Source organism: Streptomyces sp. NPDC056480 (assembly GCF_042795405.1).
GTDB lineage: Bacteria > Actinomycetota > Actinomycetes > Streptomycetales > Streptomycetaceae > Streptomyces.
On sequence record NZ_JBHTSA010000021.1, the window covers coordinates 1 to 15,730 of the forward strand.

At 71.4% G+C, this 15,730-nt stretch carries 14 protein-coding genes and 1 riboswitch; of the genes, 6 read left to right on the forward strand and 8 right to left on the reverse strand.

The window, feature by feature from the left end:
• Positions 1-64 precede the first annotated feature (64 nt).
• From ACFQ79_RS12185 to ACFQ79_RS12205, 5 genes are all read right to left on the reverse strand, one after another.
• The gene (locus tag ACFQ79_RS12185) at positions 65-1,828 is read right to left on the reverse strand and encodes an ABC transporter substrate-binding protein (RefSeq protein ID WP_383581891.1); all 1,764 of its coding nucleotides are present in this window, start codon (positions 1,826-1,828) and stop codon (positions 65-67) included.
• Between the two features lie 109 nt (positions 1,829-1,937).
• Positions 1,938-2,960, reverse strand: a complete 1,023-nt coding sequence (locus ACFQ79_RS12190) for an ABC transporter permease (RefSeq protein ID WP_231071555.1) — start codon at positions 2,958-2,960, stop codon at positions 1,938-1,940.
• A gap of 363 nt (positions 2,961-3,323) precedes the next feature.
• Complete coding sequence (locus ACFQ79_RS12195; RefSeq protein ID WP_383581893.1) at positions 3,324-4,115, reverse strand: enhanced serine sensitivity protein SseB C-terminal domain-containing protein; 792 nt, start codon at positions 4,113-4,115, stop codon at positions 3,324-3,326.
• Positions 4,116-4,227: 112 nt separating this feature from the next.
• Positions 4,228-4,968: an enhanced serine sensitivity protein SseB gene (locus ACFQ79_RS12200; RefSeq protein WP_383581895.1), complete on the reverse strand. Its 741-nt coding sequence runs from the start codon at positions 4,966-4,968 to the stop codon at positions 4,228-4,230.
• Positions 4,969-5,284: 316 nt separating this feature from the next.
• Positions 5,285-5,947, reverse strand: coding sequence for an AAA family ATPase (locus ACFQ79_RS12205; protein ID WP_383581897.1), 663 nt, complete (start codon positions 5,945-5,947; stop codon positions 5,285-5,287).
• A gap of 151 nt (positions 5,948-6,098) precedes the next feature.
• A riboswitch (glycine riboswitch) is annotated at positions 6,099-6,197 on the forward strand.
• 173 nt (positions 6,198-6,370) lie between these two features.
• Between ACFQ79_RS12205 and gcvT the strand changes: the two genes are divergently transcribed.
• The 4 genes from gcvT to ACFQ79_RS12225 all read left to right on the forward strand — a co-directional run bounded on the left by gcvT (position 6,371) and on the right by ACFQ79_RS12225 (position 10,793).
• Positions 6,371-7,495: a glycine cleavage system aminomethyltransferase GcvT gene (gene gcvT / locus ACFQ79_RS12210; RefSeq protein ID WP_383581899.1), complete on the forward strand. Its 1,125-nt coding sequence runs from the start codon at positions 6,371-6,373 to the stop codon at positions 7,493-7,495.
• 77 nt (positions 7,496-7,572) lie between these two features.
• Entirely contained in the window at positions 7,573-7,950 is a 378-nt protein-coding gene (gene gcvH / locus ACFQ79_RS12215) for a glycine cleavage system protein GcvH (RefSeq protein ID WP_073912638.1), read from the forward strand.
• Between the two features lie 24 nt (positions 7,951-7,974).
• On the forward strand, positions 7,975-9,243 hold the full coding sequence (gene glyA, locus ACFQ79_RS12220) for a serine hydroxymethyltransferase (protein ID WP_383581901.1): 1,269 nt from the start codon (positions 7,975-7,977) through the stop codon (positions 9,241-9,243).
• Positions 9,244-9,422: 179 nt separating this feature from the next.
• On the forward strand, positions 9,423-10,793 hold the full coding sequence (locus tag ACFQ79_RS12225; RefSeq protein WP_383581904.1) for an L-serine ammonia-lyase: 1,371 nt from the start codon (positions 9,423-9,425) through the stop codon (positions 10,791-10,793).
• A gap of 97 nt (positions 10,794-10,890) precedes the next feature.
• Here the strand turns inward: ACFQ79_RS12225 and ACFQ79_RS12230 are convergent, their stop codons facing one another.
• Both ACFQ79_RS12230 and ACFQ79_RS12235 read right to left on the reverse strand, forming a co-directional pair.
• Complete coding sequence (locus ACFQ79_RS12230; protein WP_383581906.1) at positions 10,891-11,130, reverse strand: hypothetical protein; 240 nt, start codon at positions 11,128-11,130, stop codon at positions 10,891-10,893.
• 180 nt (positions 11,131-11,310) lie between these two features.
• The gene (locus ACFQ79_RS12235; protein WP_383581908.1) at positions 11,311-12,633 is read right to left on the reverse strand and encodes an FAD-dependent monooxygenase; all 1,323 of its coding nucleotides are present in this window, start codon (positions 12,631-12,633) and stop codon (positions 11,311-11,313) included.
• A gap of 220 nt (positions 12,634-12,853) precedes the next feature.
• Between ACFQ79_RS12235 and ACFQ79_RS12240 the strand changes: the two genes are divergently transcribed.
• Together ACFQ79_RS12240 and ACFQ79_RS12245 are read left to right on the forward strand one after the other, a co-directional pair.
• The gene (locus tag ACFQ79_RS12240; protein ID WP_073912630.1) at positions 12,854-13,843 is read left to right on the forward strand and encodes an ABC transporter ATP-binding protein; all 990 of its coding nucleotides are present in this window, start codon (positions 12,854-12,856) and stop codon (positions 13,841-13,843) included.
• Positions 13,840-14,673 carry an ABC transporter permease gene (locus ACFQ79_RS12245; protein WP_383581910.1) on the forward strand — a complete coding sequence of 278 codons (834 nt, stop codon included), beginning with the start codon at positions 13,840-13,842 and terminating at the stop codon, positions 14,671-14,673. Before ACFQ79_RS12240 ends, ACFQ79_RS12245 begins: the two co-directional genes overlap by 4 nt.
• An 85-nt stretch (positions 14,674-14,758) precedes the next feature.
• Here the strand turns inward: ACFQ79_RS12245 and ACFQ79_RS12250 are convergent, their stop codons facing one another.
• Entirely contained in the window at positions 14,759-15,721 is a 963-nt protein-coding gene (locus ACFQ79_RS12250) for a thiopeptide-type bacteriocin biosynthesis protein (protein WP_383581912.1), read from the reverse strand.
• Positions 15,722-15,730: the final 9 nt, after the last annotated feature.

Below are 15,730 nucleotides of genomic sequence, written 5' to 3' on the forward strand. Positions count from 1 at the left end.
GCCCTCGGCCATCACCTGCCCTTCGGACCTGGCGGCGGGTGGTGCGCCGGTGGAACGGGTCGGATTACTTGACGACGCCGAGCGACGCGTAGTCGTAGCGGCCGTTGTAGGCGTCCGCCGTGTAGACGTTGGTCAGCCGGGAGCTGCGCCAGATGATGTTCTTCTCGTGGGTGAAGGGCAGGTAGACCGCGGCCTCCGACACCTTCGTGTTGATCTGCTTGTAGAGCTCGCCGGCCTTGACCGGGTCGGTCTCCTTCAGGGCCTGGTCGAAGAGGCCGTTGACGGCCTTGTCGTTCAGCTCCGAGAAGTTGTTGTTGCCGCTCTGGAGGATGAAGCGGCCGTCGACCAGCGGCTGCAGGAAGCCCTGTCCGCTCGGGAAGTCGGCGCCCCAGCCCATGATGATGATGCCGTAGCCCTTGTCCTTGACGACCTTCGGCGAACCGATGATGCCGGACGTCTGGGCGCCGTCGAACTGGTCGATCTCGGCCTCGATGCCGACGGCCTTCAGCGACTGCTGGAGGGACTCGGCGGTCGCGATCTCGATCTTCTTGTTGTTGCGGACCGCGATCGTGGTCTTGAAGCCGTTCGGCTTGCCGCACTTCTTGAGCGCGTCCTTGGCCTTGGCCAGGTCCGGGGCACCGGCGAGCTTGCCGTACGGGTCGGCCTTCGGGTCGGCACCCTTGATCGCCGGCGGCAGCATGTTGGAGGCGATGTCGCCACCGGCCTGCGGGCCGCCACGGGCGGTCTGGAGGGACTTGGAGTCGGCCGCGTAGATGATGGCCTTGCGGCAGTCGATGTTGGGGATCACCGTCTGCGGGAAGACCGCGTAGCGGATGAAGCCCGTCTGCGGGTTGTCGACGTTGCCCTTGTGCTGCTGGAGCACCTTCTGGCGGGCGGAGGCGCCGACGCCCGTGGCGTTGATGTCGAGGTCGTACTCGCCCTCGACGAGGCGGTTGTCCATGTCGTCGGCGTTCGTGGTGAACGTGACGCTGACGCTGTCCGGGAGGGCCTTGCGGACGGTGTCCGTCTTGGCGTCCCACTTGTCGTTGCGGACGAGCTTGATGGACTTGTTCGGGGTGTACGACTGCCACTTGTACGGGCCGGAGGAGAAGGGCTTCAGGCCGTACTTGGCCTTGGTGTCCTTGTCCTGGCGGACCGGGGAGGCGGCGGGCATGGCCAGCATCTGCAGGAAGTCGCCGTTGGCGACCGGCAGCTTGAAGATGATGGTCTTGTCGTCCGGGGTCTCGATCGCCTTCAGGCCGAGCTTGTCCGCGGAGGTGTCCTTGTAGGGACCCTTGTACTCGCCCTTGGGGTCGAGGACCTGCTGGAGGTAGATCGGGCCGCCGGAGATGACGTCCTGGGCCCAGATGCGCTCGATGCCGTACTTGATGTCCTTGGAGGTGATCGGCTTGCCGTCCTCCCAGGTCACCCCGTCCTTCAGCGTGAAGGTGTAGGTGAGGCCGTCGGCCGAGACCTTGCCGGCGTCGGTGGCGAGGTCCGGGACGAGCTCGGTGGAGGCGGCGCCCGGCTCGGCCTTGAAGGTCACCAGCTGACGCGTGTAGTAGCGCGCGAAGTCCCACACGAAGCCGTAGTAGCCGCGCTGCGGGTCCCACGAGTCGGCCTCCTGCGAGCCGATGAACTTCAGCTCGCCGCCCTTCTTGTCGGAGGCGTTGGCGACCTTGTTCACACCGGCGTTGAAGCCGGGCGCACCGCCCTTGCCCTTGTCGCCGCTACCGCCGGTGTCGCCGCCGCAGGCGGTGGTGACGACCATCGTGGCCGCCGCGAGCAGCGCGCCCGCGGCGATTCTGCGCTGAGAGCTCTTCAGCATGGTTCCAGCAACCTCCGGGATAGTGGCGGCCGTACGGCGGTCCGCCGATTGGGGTTCAGCCTCCTGTCGCCAGCGGCAGGGGCGGGTCGTGCGGGTCGTCGGCGAACGGTCAGCGGGAGCCCTTCGGGTCGAGCGCGTCACGCACGCCGTCGCCGAAGAGGTTGAACGCCAGAACGGTGATGAAGATCGCGAAGCCGGGGATCACCATGAACAGCGGGTCCGACTCGTAGGTCGTGATGGCCGTCGACAGCATCTGTCCCCAGGAGGCCGTGGGCGGCTTCACACCCGCGCCGAGGAAGCTGAGGGCCGCTTCGGTGAGGATGTTGGTGGGGATCATGAGGGTCGCGTAGACCGTGATCGGGGCGATCAGGTTCGGCAGCAGCTCACGGCGCAGGATGTAGAGGCGGCCGGCGCCGAGGCTCTGGGCGGCCTCGACGTACTCGCGGTTGCGCAGCGAGAGCGTCTGGCCGCGGACGATGCGGCCCACGTACGGCCAGCCGAAGAAGCCGATGACGAGCACCAGGGCGGCGATGCGGACGCCGGAGCCGTCGAGGCCGAGGAGCTGGTTCGGCAGGACGGAGACCAGGGCGATCGTGAAGAGCAGCTGCGGGAAGGCGAGCATCACGTCCATGACCCGGCTGAGGGCCGCGTCGATCCAGCCGCCGAAGTAGCCGGCGATGATGCCGAGGATCGTGCCGAGGACGACGGCGAAGACCGCCGCGAGGAAGGCGACGAGCAGCGAGATCCGGGCGCCGTAGACGATGCGGCTGAAGACGTCGCGGCCGTTGACGGGCTCGACTCCGAAGAGGAAGTCGGAGCTGACGCCGCCCCAGGATCCGATCGGGGTGCCGAACAGCGGGTCGATCTGGTCCTCGTGGAACTCGTCCGGCGGGTGGCCCAGGAGGCCCACGATGACCGGCGCGAAGATCGCGACGAGGACGAGGAAGACGACGATGAAGGCGCCCGCGAGGGCCAGTTTGTCGCGCTTGAGACGGGTCCAGGCGATCTGCCAGGGCGAGCGGCCCTCGATCGCCTTGGCGGGGGTGCCGCCGGGAGTGCCGGGGGCGTCGGGCGCGCCATCGACGGTGGCGGTCGCCTCGCCCGCACTCTTCTCGTGCAGTGGTGCCGTCATCGTGGTGAGGACCCCTCTCGGCCGCCGGTAGCCGGCCCTTGCCCGCCGCGGGTAGCGGCTCGGTGGAACAACCTGCTGGGCACCTGCTCGAAAGGAGCCGAACGCCCGGTGTTCCGGGGAGTCTTCAATGCGCTTGTGATCACCCGCCAGCCCTGACGAGGAATGTTTGCTCAAACGTGATGCGGTGCTGCGACTTCCGTTATCCGGACGTCGCGATCACGTGAGCGGACCATCTCGGGTCCTCTTCCCCTCAATCGGACATGTCCCCTCAACTAGGCGTTCGAGCTCCTCAATTGGGGCGAACGAAAGCCTCCGGAGCAGGCTCCGGAGGCTGGTGGGGCGGGAGGCGAGAAGAGGTACGTCTCAGTATCCGGACGGCGCCGGCGGCGGGTATCCATAGCCCGGAACGGGCGCCGATCCGCGTCCGGCGTGCGCCTCGCGGTCGTAGAACGGGCGGCCGTTCGCCCGCAGCCAGAGCGCCACCGGGTCGTACGCGTCGGAGAGGGCGACCGTCGAGACGGGCAGCCCCTCGGGTACGGATCCGATGGACTGGCGCATCATCGCCCGGACCGTGTCGACGGCCGTCGGCGAGGTGTCGTACAGATCGAGCCCGATGACGAGGTAAGGGGAGCCGAGCGCGGGCTGCACCCAGCCGCGGCGCAGCGCCCGGACGGCCGGGGTGCGGTGCGCGTTCTGCGTGAGCAGGGCGTAGAACTGCGGGATCTCCAGGGTGGGTTCGGTGACCCGGAGCGGCCCCGCGGGCATCCGGTCGAGGCCGGTGGCGATCCGGCGCAGGTCGGCCCAGGGGATGCCGACGCCGCCGCCGGGGGCGTGCGGATTCAGCCAGACGCCCCAGCGGTCGGGGTAGAGGGCGCGGGCGATCTCCCGGCCGGTGACGAGCTCGTGGGCCCGGTGCCAGCCGGACGCGGCGAGTTCCTGCGCGGAGGTGACGCAGGGCGCGTAGCCGAAGCCGTCGACCTCCATGTTCCCGTACTGGGCGTCGGACGAGCCGGGCGAGCCGTGCCAGAGCAGCATCCAGAGCTCGCCGTCGGCGAGGGCGTGCAGCAACTGCTCGTACGCGTCGTAGCGTCCGGGTGCCACCTGGCGCAGCATGTGCTCGACCTGTCCGGTCGCAGCGGTGCCTGACGCGCTCACCCTGGGTCCCGCCCCTCTTCCGTCACCACGTCTGTTCCGACGTCCGTTCCTGGCGTCCGTCCTGACGACGTCCGTCCTGCTGTCGAGAAGTTCAGCTTAAACAGGCCGTCCGTCACACGGCGGCGCGCTGGTAGAAGGGGCGCACCCGCTCCAGCATCCAGTCGCCGACCGGATCCTGTGCCATGTCGAGCAGGATGAGGTTGACCGGCCAGGCGCATTCGACGCGGCCGAGGGCGCGGCCGAGGGCGTCCAGCGGGGCGTTGCGGTCGACGCCGTCCCAGGCGACGAGCTGGACGCCGACGAAGAGGGCGGGTTCGGTGCCCTCGACGCTGGCGAGCGCCCGGCGGGCGGTGGTGACGACGCCGGTGGCCTCGAACTCGGCGGACGCGGCGGCGAGGAAGTCGACCGGGTCGTCCTGCCAGTCGGGCTCGAAGAGCCGGACCCGGCCGCCGGTGGCGGGCCCGTCGAGCGGGGTGCGGCCGACGCGGCAGAGCTCGGCGACGGCCGGCGGGGGCAGCGGGACGCCGACGACGCCGCCCGGGTTCACGGCGATGCCGAGCTGCGGGGGCAGGCCGCGGGCGAAGTCACGGGCCGGGGCGACGGTGAACGACATGTGGCTGCCGACGCAGGCGAGGAACTGCTCCTCGGAGCTGAAGACGGGGACGTACGCCGCGCCGTCGATCTCCATGGTGGCGAGGTCCAGGTTCGGGCTGTCGGGTCCGCCGCCGTTGGGCAGGGGCACCCAGACCTGGCTGCGGCCGAGGACCTCGACCAGGCGGGCTCCCGCCGAGGGGTTGCCGAGGGAGGCGGCAAGAACCTCTTCCAGCTCGTTGCCCGGCCACGTCACGTCCACGGTCCCGTTTCCCCTTCTCGCACGGCCTGCCGTACCGGCCGCCCCGGCAGCACCCTAACGCCGCCCCGGCGCCGCCGTGGCCAAAAGAAGGGGTAGGGGCGCACCGGGACAGCGGCGTACGTCACAGCGGCCCGCGCCGGGCCGCCCGGCGTGCGAGGCGGCTGCCCGCGCCGGGCCCGCCCGGCGGGGGCCGCTGCGGCGGCCTGCCGGGCGCACGTCGCGGCGTCCTGCCTCGTCTCCGCCCGGCGCGCCTCGTGGGCGCCCGCCCCGGACCGCCCCGGACGGCCTCGGACCGCCCGGACGGCCTCGGACCGCCTCAGACCGCCTCGCGGAAGCCGATCTTCCGCAGGGTGTCCGCCGCGTCCCGGTCGAGCAGGGTCGCGGAGGCGCAGCCGTGCGGCAGCCGGCCGGACTCCGCCGCCGCGACGAGCCGGGAGACGGCCCGCCGGTGCCGGGCGAAGGCGTACGAGGAGACGCCACGGCCGCGGGCCCGCTGGCCCGCACGGGCGGTGTCCGGGTCGACGTCGAGCAGGACCAGGTGGAGCGACCGGCCGCGGCGGCGGGCCTCCCGGGCGAGCCAGCCCCGCACCCAGGACTGGGTGCCGCAGTCGTGGACGATCACTCCGGCGCCGGATCGCAGGGAGCGCCGCAGCCCGGCGTAGTGCGCGATCCGGACCAGCGGGCGGTAGACGGCGTACGGCAGGAGGCGGGGCATCCGGGCCTCCCAGCGCTCCCGGGTGTCCTGGGAGTCGATGCCGGCGCCTTCGGCGGCGCGCCGCATCAGGGTGGACTTGCCGCTGCCGGGCAGCCCGGAGACGACCACCAGGTCGCCGGCGGCGAAGGTGAGCGCGCGGGGGCCCCGGCCGCCGCGCGCGCGCAGGTCGCGCAGGAGCCGCCCGCGGCCGCGGGTCCTGGCACGGGCTCGCTGGGACGGTATGCCGGTACTCGGCGCGTAAGCGCCGGTGTGCTGGAACCTCATCGCTTCTCCCCCTGCCGGGCCTGGGAAGACCCTTGCCCACAAAGTGTAAAGAAGCGGTAATGGGACACAAGCGATGTGCCCCGCCGACCTCGCGTGCAATGATGTGCGCGCCAGGCGCGCACAGTCGCCACACAATCGCATACCGGCCGCTCGAATCCGCGCGGGAGAGTTCCGGACGCCAGGTGTGTCCGGACGCCGAAGGAGCAAGACCCTCCCTTGAATCTCTCAGGCCCCGTACCGCGTGGATGAGGCAGATCTGAAAAGCGGGACACCTGCCGTGTCCCCACCCAAGGTGCAAACCGATCTCTCGGCGACGAGATGCTCTCGGTGAACCTCTCAGGTTCCATGACAGATGGGGAGGACGTCCTCGCCCGTCATGTGTTTTCGTCACCGATCACGCCCTTGGGACCCGGGAGCCACCCCATGAGCACTGCCCCCCGTCTGACCGCCCTCGATGCCCTGCATCGTTCGCTGGGCGCGACCATGACCGACTTCGCCGGCTGGGACATGCCGCTCCGGTACGGCAGCGAGCGGGACGAGCACATCGCCGTCCGCACCAAGGCGGGTCTCTTCGACCTCTCCCACATGGGCGAGATCACCGTCACCGGCCCGCAGGCGGTCGAGCTCCTCGACCACGCCCTCGTCGGCAACATCTCCACGGTGGGCGTCGGCCGCGCCCGCTACACGATGATCTGCCAGGAGGACGGCGGCATCCTCGACGACCTGATCGTCTACCGCCTCGGCGAGACGGAGTACATGGTCGTTGCCAACGCCTCGAACGCGCAGATCGTCCTGGACGCGCTGACCGGGCGCGCGGACGGCTTCGACGCCGTGGTGCGGGACGACCGTGACGCGTACGCCCTGATCGCGGTCCAGGGCCCGGAGTCCCCCGGCATCCTGAAGTCGCTCACCGACGCCGACCTGGACGGTCTGAAGTACTACGCCGGCCTCCCCGGCACGGTCGCCGGTGTGCCCGCGCTGATCGCCCGTACCGGCTACACCGGCGAGGACGGCTTCGAGCTGTTCCTGAAGCCCGAGCACGCCGAGGGCGTCTGGAAGGCGCTGACCGAGGCCGGCGCGCCGGTGGGTCTGATCCCCTGCGGCCTGTCCTGCCGCGACACGCTCCGCCTGGAGGCGGGCATGCCGCTGTACGGCCACGAGCTGACCACCGCGCTGACCCCCTTCGACGCGGGCCTGGGCCGGGTCGTGAAGTTCGAGAAGACGACCAACGACGGCCGCTTCGTCGGCCGTGAGGCGCTGGAGAAGGCCGCCGAGCGCGCCGAGACCGCCCCGCCGCGCAAGCTCGTCGGTCTGGTCGCCGAGGGCCGCCGGGTCCCGCGCGTCGGCTTCTCCGTCGTCAAGGACGGCGTGGTGATCGGCGAGGTCACCTCCGGAGCCCCGTCCCCGACCCTCGGAAAGCCGATCGCGATGGCGTACGTGGACGCGGCGCACGCCGAGCCCGGCACCCAGGGTGTAGGTGTGGACATCCGCGGTACCCACGAGCCGTACGAGGTCGTCGCGCTGCCGTTCTACAAGCGCCAGAAGTGACGTATCCGTCTCACTTCGCGTCTCATCCCGCAAGACCCACGTTCATCAGCACTCCCTCGATCCAGGAGAATCAGGTCATGAGCAACCCCCAGCAGCTGCGCTACACCAAGGAGCACGAGTGGCTGTCGGCCGTCGAGGACGGCGTCGCGACGGTCGGCATCACGGAGTTCGCGGCCAACGCGCTCGGTGACGTCGTCTACGCCCAGCTCCCGGCGGTCGGCGACACGGTGACCGCGGGCGAGTCCTGCGGCGAGCTGGAGTCCACCAAGTCGGTCAGCGACCTGTACGCCCCGGTGACGGGTGAGATCGTCGAGGCCAACCAGGACGTCGTGGACGACCCGTCCCTCGTGAACACCGCTCCGTTCGAGGGTGGCTGGCTGTTCAAGGTACGGCTCACGGGCGAGCCGGAGGACCTGCTCACCGCCGACGAGTACGCCGCCTTCACCGCCGGCTAACCCGAGACCCCTAGGGATCGATTCATGTCGCTTCTGAACACTCCCCTCCACGAGCTGGACCCGGACGTCGCCGCCGCCGTCGACGCCGAGCTCCGCCGTCAGCAGTCCACGCTCGAGATGATCGCCTCGGAGAACTTCGCTCCGGTCGCCGTCATGGAGGCGCAGGGCTCCGTCCTCACCAACAAGTACGCCGAGGGCTACCCGGGCCGCCGCTACTACGGTGGCTGCGAGCACGTCGACGTGGCCGAGCAGATCGCGATCGACCGGATCAAGGACCTGTTCGGCGCCGAGTACGCGAACGTCCAGCCGCACTCCGGTGCCTCCGCGAACCAGGCCGCCCTCTTCGCGATCGCCCAGCCCGGCGACACGATCCTGGGTCTGGACCTGGCGCACGGCGGTCACCTGACCCACGGCATGCGCCTGAACTTCTCGGGCAAGCAGTTCAACGTGGTCGCGTACCACGTGGACGAGGCCGGCCTGGTCGACATGGCCGAGGTCGAGCGCCTCGCCAAGGAGCACCACCCCAAGGTGATCATCGCGGGCTGGTCCGCGTACCCGCGTCAGCTGGACTTCGCCGAGTTCCGCCGGATCGCGGACGAGGTCGAGGCCTACCTGTGGGTCGACATGGCCCACTTCGCGGGTCTGGTCGCGGCCGGTCTGCACCCGAACCCGGTCGAGTACGCGGACGTGGTGACCTCCACCACGCACAAGACGCTCGGCGGCCCCCGCGGCGGCATCATCCTGGCGAAGAAGGAGTTCGCGAAGAAGCTGAACTCCTCGGTCTTCCCGGGCTTCCAGGGCGGTCCGCTGGAGCACGTGATCGCGGCCAAGGCCGTCTCCTTCAAGGTCGCGGCCTCGGAGGAGTTCAAGGAGCGCCAGCAGCGCACCCTGGACGGCGCCCGCATCATCGCCGAGCGCCTGGTCCAGGACGACGTCACCGCCCACGGTGTCTCCGTCCTGTCCGGCGGCACGGACGTCCACCTGCTCCTCGTCGACCTGCGCGACAGCGAGCTGGACGGCCAGCAGGCCGAGGACCGTCTCCACGAGGTCGGCATCACGGTCAACCGGAACGCCGTTCCGAACGACCCGCGCCCGCCGATGGTCACCTCGGGTCTGCGCATCGGTACGCCGGCGCTCGCGACCCGCGGTTTCCAGGCCGAGGACTTCACCGAGGTCGGCGACATCATCGCGGAGACCCTGAAGCCCGGCTTCGACGCCGACAAGGCCGCGTCGCTGAAGGCCCGGGTGACGGCGCTCGCCGACAAGCACCCGCTGTACCCCGGCCTGAAGTAATTTCGTACGCTTTTATTCCGGGACCTGTTCCTCCGGAACCTTCGGGGCACCGCGCACACTGGACAGTGAGCGCGGTGCCCCACCCCATGTCCTCGCGCCGTACCGCACGCCCTTCTTCTCCGCGCTTCTCTGCTCCACCCCGGCAGACAACGGCGTCTAGCCCCCACAAGGAGTCCTCCGTGGCCATCTCGGTCTTCGACCTGTTCTCGATCGGCATCGGCCCGTCGAGCTCCCACACGGTGGGACCGATGCGTGCGGCCCGGATGTTCGCCCGCCGGCTGAAGAACGAGGGCCTGCTCGCCCACACCGCGCACGTCCGGGCCGAGCTGTACGGCTCGCTCGGCGCCACCGGCCACGGCCACGGCACCCCGAAGGCGGTCCTCCTGGGCCTGGAGGGCAGCTCGCCGCGCACGGTGAACGTCGAGACCGCGGACGACGAGGTCGAGCGGATCAAGGCGAGCGGCCGGATCAACCTGCTCGGCGCGCACGAGATCCCCTTCGACTTCGACGCCGACCTGATCCTGCACCGGCGCAAGGCGCTGCCCTACCACGCCAACGGGATGACGATCTTCGCGTACGACGCGGAGGGCGGCCCGGTCCTGGAGAAGACGTACTACTCGGTCGGCGGCGGCTTCGTCGTCGACGAGGACGCGGTCGCCGGCGAGAACCCGATCGTCCCCGACGACACCGTCCTGAAGTACCCCTTCCGCACCGGCGACGAGCTGCTCCGCCTCGCGAAGGAGACCGGTCTGTCGATCTCCGCGATGATGCTGGAGAACGAGAAGGCCTGGCGCACCGAGGACGAGATCCGCGCGGGCCTCCTGGAGATCTGGCGGGTCATGCAGTCCTGCGTCTCGCGCGGCATGTCCCGCGAGGGCATCCTGCCCGGCGGCCTGAAGGTCCGTCGGCGCGCCGCGAACCTGGCCCGCAAGCTGCGCTCCGAGGGCGACCCGAAGATGCACGCCATGGAGTGGATCACCCTCTACGCGATGGCCGTGAACGAGGAGAACGCGGCGGGCGGCCGGGTGGTCACCGCCCCGACGAACGGCGCCGCGGGCATCATCCCCGCCGTACTGCACTACTACACGAACTTCGTGCCCGGCGCCGACGACGAGGGCATCGTCCGCTTCATGCTGGCGGCCGGCGCGATCGGCATGCTCTTCAAGGAGAACGCCTCGATCTCCGGCGCCGAGGTCGGCTGCCAGGGCGAGGTCGGCTCGGCCTGCTCGATGGCGGCGGGCGCCCTCGCCGAGGTCCTCGGCGGCACCCCGGAGCAGGTGGAGAACGCGGCCGAGATCGGCATGGAGCACAACCTGGGCCTGACCTGCGACCCGGTCGGCGGTCTGGTCCAGATCCCGTGCATCGAGCGCAACGGCATGGCGGCGGTCAAGGCCGTCACGGCGGCGAAGATGTCGATGCGCGGCGACGGCAGCCACCTGGTCTCCCTCGACAAGGTCATCAAGACCATGAAGGAGACCGGCGCGGACATGAGCGTGAAGTACAAGGAGACCGCCCGGGGCGGTCTCGCGGTGAACATCATCGAGTGCTGAATCGGTTGTGCGGCCGATCCGGTCGACCAGCTGAATCGGTTGTTCACGTGACGGTCCCCGGGCCGGGCGGCCGCCGCCGCCCGGGCCGGGGGCCGGATCAGTAGCGCACCCAGAGCACGTAGACGTTCGGGTGCGTCGGGCCGAAGGGCTCGCAGAGGAAGAGCGCGCCCCAGAGGGGCCGGCCCGCCACGCCGGCCGCCTGGCATTCGGCGTACGAGGCGTGGTGGCTGCGGGCGTAGAAGCCGGGGCCCGCGGCCTCGGCGGAGCCGGCGGTGCCGAGCGCGAGGGCTCCGGCCGTGGCCGCGGTGGCGAGTGCGGCTGCGATGCGACGGTACATGGCATGTCCTCCTGAAAACGCCGGGATGCCCCGGCGGAGTGCGTGACGATGCGATGTGGAGCGTTGCGGTGCGATGCGGTGCGGAATGTGCCGGCTGCGCAGCCGGGACGAACGTACCGTCGCGGGCAGGGTCGCACAATAGGTCTAGGCCAATGGGCGGTCCGGTGGCCCCGACCGTCGTCACGCCGGGGTCGGCACCACGCTCCTGCCCGTCTCGTGGGCGTACAGCATCGCCCGGTCGCGAAGCGCCGCGTGGACGGCCATGCGGGCGTCGCGGCGGCGCTGGGCCGGGCCGTCGGGCAGGTGCAGGATGCCCGCGTTGCCGCGCGAGCCGCGCTGGATCTCCGCCGTGCGGGGGATCCGCAGCGACTGGTAGCGGTCCAGCCGGGCCGCGGTCGTCGACGGCGCCGGGTCGGCCAGACAGGCCGCCAGGTCCATCGCGTCCTCGACCGCCTGGTTCGCGCCCTGCGCCATGAACGGCAGCATCGGGTGCGCCGCGTCGCCGAGCAGGGTCAGCCGGCGCGAGGACCAGACGTCCAGCGGCGGCCGGTCGTGCAGCGCCCACTGGAGGGTCGTCTCCACGGCGCCCACGACGTCCGCGACCAGACCGGTCCAGCCGCCGAAGACCCGGCGCAGCGCCTCCGGATCGCCCGGGACCGACCAGGACTCGCCCGGGGACTGCGCCATCGGCACCGTCGCCGCGAAGCTCAGGTACTCCCCCGCCGCGACCGGGTAGCACACGAAGTGCCCGCCCGGACCGAGCCAGAGGCGCACCAGAGGCGCGCGGGCCTCGTCCGGGAGCCGGTCCATGGGCACCAGGCCCCGGTAGATGCCGAGCCCCGAGAACTCGGGCTCGTCGCGCCGGAACGCCTCGCGGACCGTGGAGTGGATGCCGTCGGCGCCCACCACCAGCTCCGCCCCGCGGACGGTCCCGTCCTCGAACGTCAGCCGGACGCCGTCACCCGACGCGTCCGTCTCCCGCGCCTCGCTGAGGCGTTCGCCCAGCTTGAGGCTGCCCTCGTCGACGAGGGTGAGGAGCGCGTCGTGGAGATGCGCCCGGTGCACCGTGTAGTACGGGGCCCCGAACATCCGCTCGCACTCCGCGCCCAGGGGCGTCCGGGCGATCGGCCGCCCGCTCCACCCCCGTACCTCCATGGCATCGATCGCCACCGCCCGCTCGCGCAGGGCCGGGCCGAGGCCGAGCCGCAGCAGCGGCCTGACCGCGTTGGGCGAGAGCTGGACTCCCGCCCCCACCTCCGCGAGCCGCCGCGTCTGTTCGTACACCGTGTACGGAATGCCCATGGAGGAGAGCGCGCCGGCCAGCGTCAGTCCGCCGATGCCGGCACCGACCACCGAGACGTGCGGCCGCTCCTCCGCTCCCCACTCGTCCAGATCCCCGAACCGCACCTTTGAGACCGCCTTCCGCGTCGCTGCTGTGTCGGCACCGTCGGCGTCGCCGGCCGCGGTCTCCCGCAGCCCGGCCGTCCGCCGCACCCCGAGCATGGGTCGCCCACCGGCCCCCGGCAACGCGGGTCACGCCCCCCTCTGACAACTGTCGCGGCTTCCATGACGTCCGTCACCGCCGCCCCCGCGGGCCCGGCCCGGCCCACCGGCCCGCGCCTAACGTCGAGGCTGCGCCCCGGAGTCCGTCTGCGGGCGACGACCCCACGACGTCCCACCACCACACCGGGAGGCACACAATGACACGAGCCGAGGGACCGCGGTGACCGCCGCGGTGGCCGTGGAAGGCCTGCAGAAGCGGTACGGCGACCACGAGGCCGTGCGCGGCGTCGACTTCAGCGTCGCCGAGGGCGAGATCTTCGCCCTGCTCGGGCCGAACGGCGCGGGCAAGACCACCACGTTGGAGATCCTGGAGGGCTTCCGGGAGCGCGACGGCGGGCGGGTCGAGGTCCTCGGCCGCGACCCCGGCGTCAAGGCCGACGGCCACTGGCTGCGCGGCCAGGTCGGCCTCGTCCTCCAGGACATCGCCGTGGAGCCCTATCTGTCGGTACGGGAGACCGTGGCCCGCAACGCCGGCTACTACCCGGACCCGCGGAACGTCGACGAACTGCTCGACCTCGTCGGCCTCAACGAGAAGAAGGGCGCCAAGGTCAAGGACCTGTCCGGCGGCCAGAAGCGCCGGCTCGACCTGGCGCTCGGCGTCGTCGGCCGGCCCAAGCTGCTCTTCCTGGACGAGCCGACCACCGGCTTCGACCCGAACGCGCGCCGCGGCGCCTGGGACGTCGTGCGCAATCTGCGCGACGACGGCACGACGATCGTCCTCACCACCCACTACATGGACGAGGCGCAGGCGCTGGCCGACTCCGTCGTGGTCATCGCCGAGGGCCGGATCGTCGCCTCGGGCACCCCCGACACCCTCGGCGGCCGCGACAGCGCCCAGACCCGGATCCGCTTCGCGCTCCCGACGGGCGCCGCGCTCGCCGACGTACCCCTGCCGGTGAGCGATGTGGAGGACGGCCTGGTCACGGCCGAGACGACCGAGCCGACGGCCGCGCTGCACCGGCTGACCGGCTGGGCGCTCGACCGGGGCACGCCGCTCGACCGGCTGACCGTGGAGCAGCCCACGCTCGAGGACGTCTACCTGAGCCTGACCAGCGAGTACGTACAGCAGGAAGCCTCCTCGCCGTCGTCCGCGCGGGAGCGCAAGGCGCCCGCCGGACGAGGCCGCCGACCCGGACGGAGCCGCTCATGACCACCCTGATCCCCCCGACCGCCGAGACGGCCGCCCCGGCGGCCCCGAAGCCCCGCGCGGACGCCCCGCGCGAGCGGAACCCGCTGGCCCTGCTCGGCCATCAGATCCGTTACGAGCAGCTGTCGTTCTGGCGCAACCCGCAGTCGATGGTCTTCACCTTCGTGCTGCCGATCGTGATCATCGGCATCTTCGGCGCCGTGTTCAGCGGCAGCGAGGGCCAGGACTTCTTCTTCGGCCTGACCGGCATGCAGTACTACACGCCGGTGATCGCGGCCGTGTCCGTACTCGGCGCCTGCTACGGCCAGTTGGCGATCGTGCTCGCGATGCGCCGGCAGACCGGGGTCCTCAAGCGGCTGCACGCCACACCGCTGCCCGCCTGGGTCTACTTCGCCGGTCTGCTTGTGCACTGCGTCGTCGTCAGCATCGTCGACGTCGCGCTCGTCTTCGGCATCGGCGCGCTCTACGGCGTCGACCTGCCCACCCACTGGGGCGCGGTCCTGCTGACGCTCGTCCTGGGCGCGGCGAGCTTCTGCGCGCTGGGTGTCGGCGTGGCCTCGCTGATCAAGAACTCGGAGGCGGCCCCGGCCGTCGTGCAGTTCATCCAGTTCCCGCTGGTCTTCATCTCGGGCAGCTACTTCCCGATCCACGCGGAGCTGCTCAACACCATCGCCGGCCTGCTGCCGGTGAAGCCGTTCAACGACGCGATGCTGGCGCTCTTCACCCAGGACGCCGGCTTCCAGTGGCGTGACCTGGCGGTCCTCGCCGCCTGGGGTGTCATCGGCGCCCTGATCGCCGTCCGCAGCTTCCGCTGGGACCCGCGCCCCGAGTAGGGACGGGAGCGCACCACGCACCACGAAAAGGCCCGACCGGGAGACCGGCCGGGCCTTTCGTGATCCCCGTGGGGGGGGTCTGTGGTCAGACGTTCCGCGGGGCGGGGGCGTTCTCCGGTACGGGGAAGGCGTGGGCCAGGACCGCGTACGTGCGCAGCTCCTCCAGGAGGCTCAGGCCGAGCCGGTTGTGAAGCATGTGCGCGTGCGAGAAGAGGACCATGCCCGGGTGGGTGGGCGACTGCTCCCTGATCTCGTCCGCGTGGGCGGCGATCCGGGCGTGCCAGCCGGCGAAGGGGCCGTGGGAGCCCGGGTCGAGGGTCACCGCCCCCTCGACCCGGGTGATCGTGTCGAGGAGCGCGGCCGGGTGGCCCGCCTCGGCGGCCCAGGCGCGCCAGGCGCCGAGACCGTGGGCGTAGTAGTACGCGCGTTCCGCCGGGTCCCCGAGGGCGGCGGCGACCGCGACGGTGCCGCGCAGGGCGAGGACGGCCCGCTGCCGCTCGCTGCCGACCTTGGGCAGGGCGGCGAGGACGAGGGCGCTGGACAGGGTGAAGAGGGACTCGGCGGCGGGCATGAGGGCCCGGCCGCCGTAGCGCTCGAACTCCGGCTCGTAGACGGCCGGGTGGACGCCGGGGGGCAGCAGGGCCTTCACGGAGGTGTTCTCACCGGTCTCCCCCGCGGCGGCGAGCCGCTCGGCCCCGCTGCGGTAGGCGGCGGGGTCGAGCGGCTCCTCGCCCGGGGCGGGCGCGCCCGCGACGGCCAGGCGCTCGGCGAGGGCGGCCTCCACGCGTGCGCGTGCGGCGGTGTCGAGGTCGCCCACGCGGAGCCGGAGGTGCGGGCCGGACTGCCAGTAGCGGATGAAGAACCACGGGGTGCCCGGGGCGAGTTCACGGATCGTGGGGCCGATGACATCGGTGACGGCCCGGTCGTGTGCCGACCGGGCCGTCGTACCGAGGTGGAGATGCCAGGCGGTCCATGCGGTCGCCCGCGCCGTGGGCGGCGCGGGCGGGGCCGTGGCCGCCGTCGGGATCGGGGTCGGGGTCGGGGTCACGGGGACGCT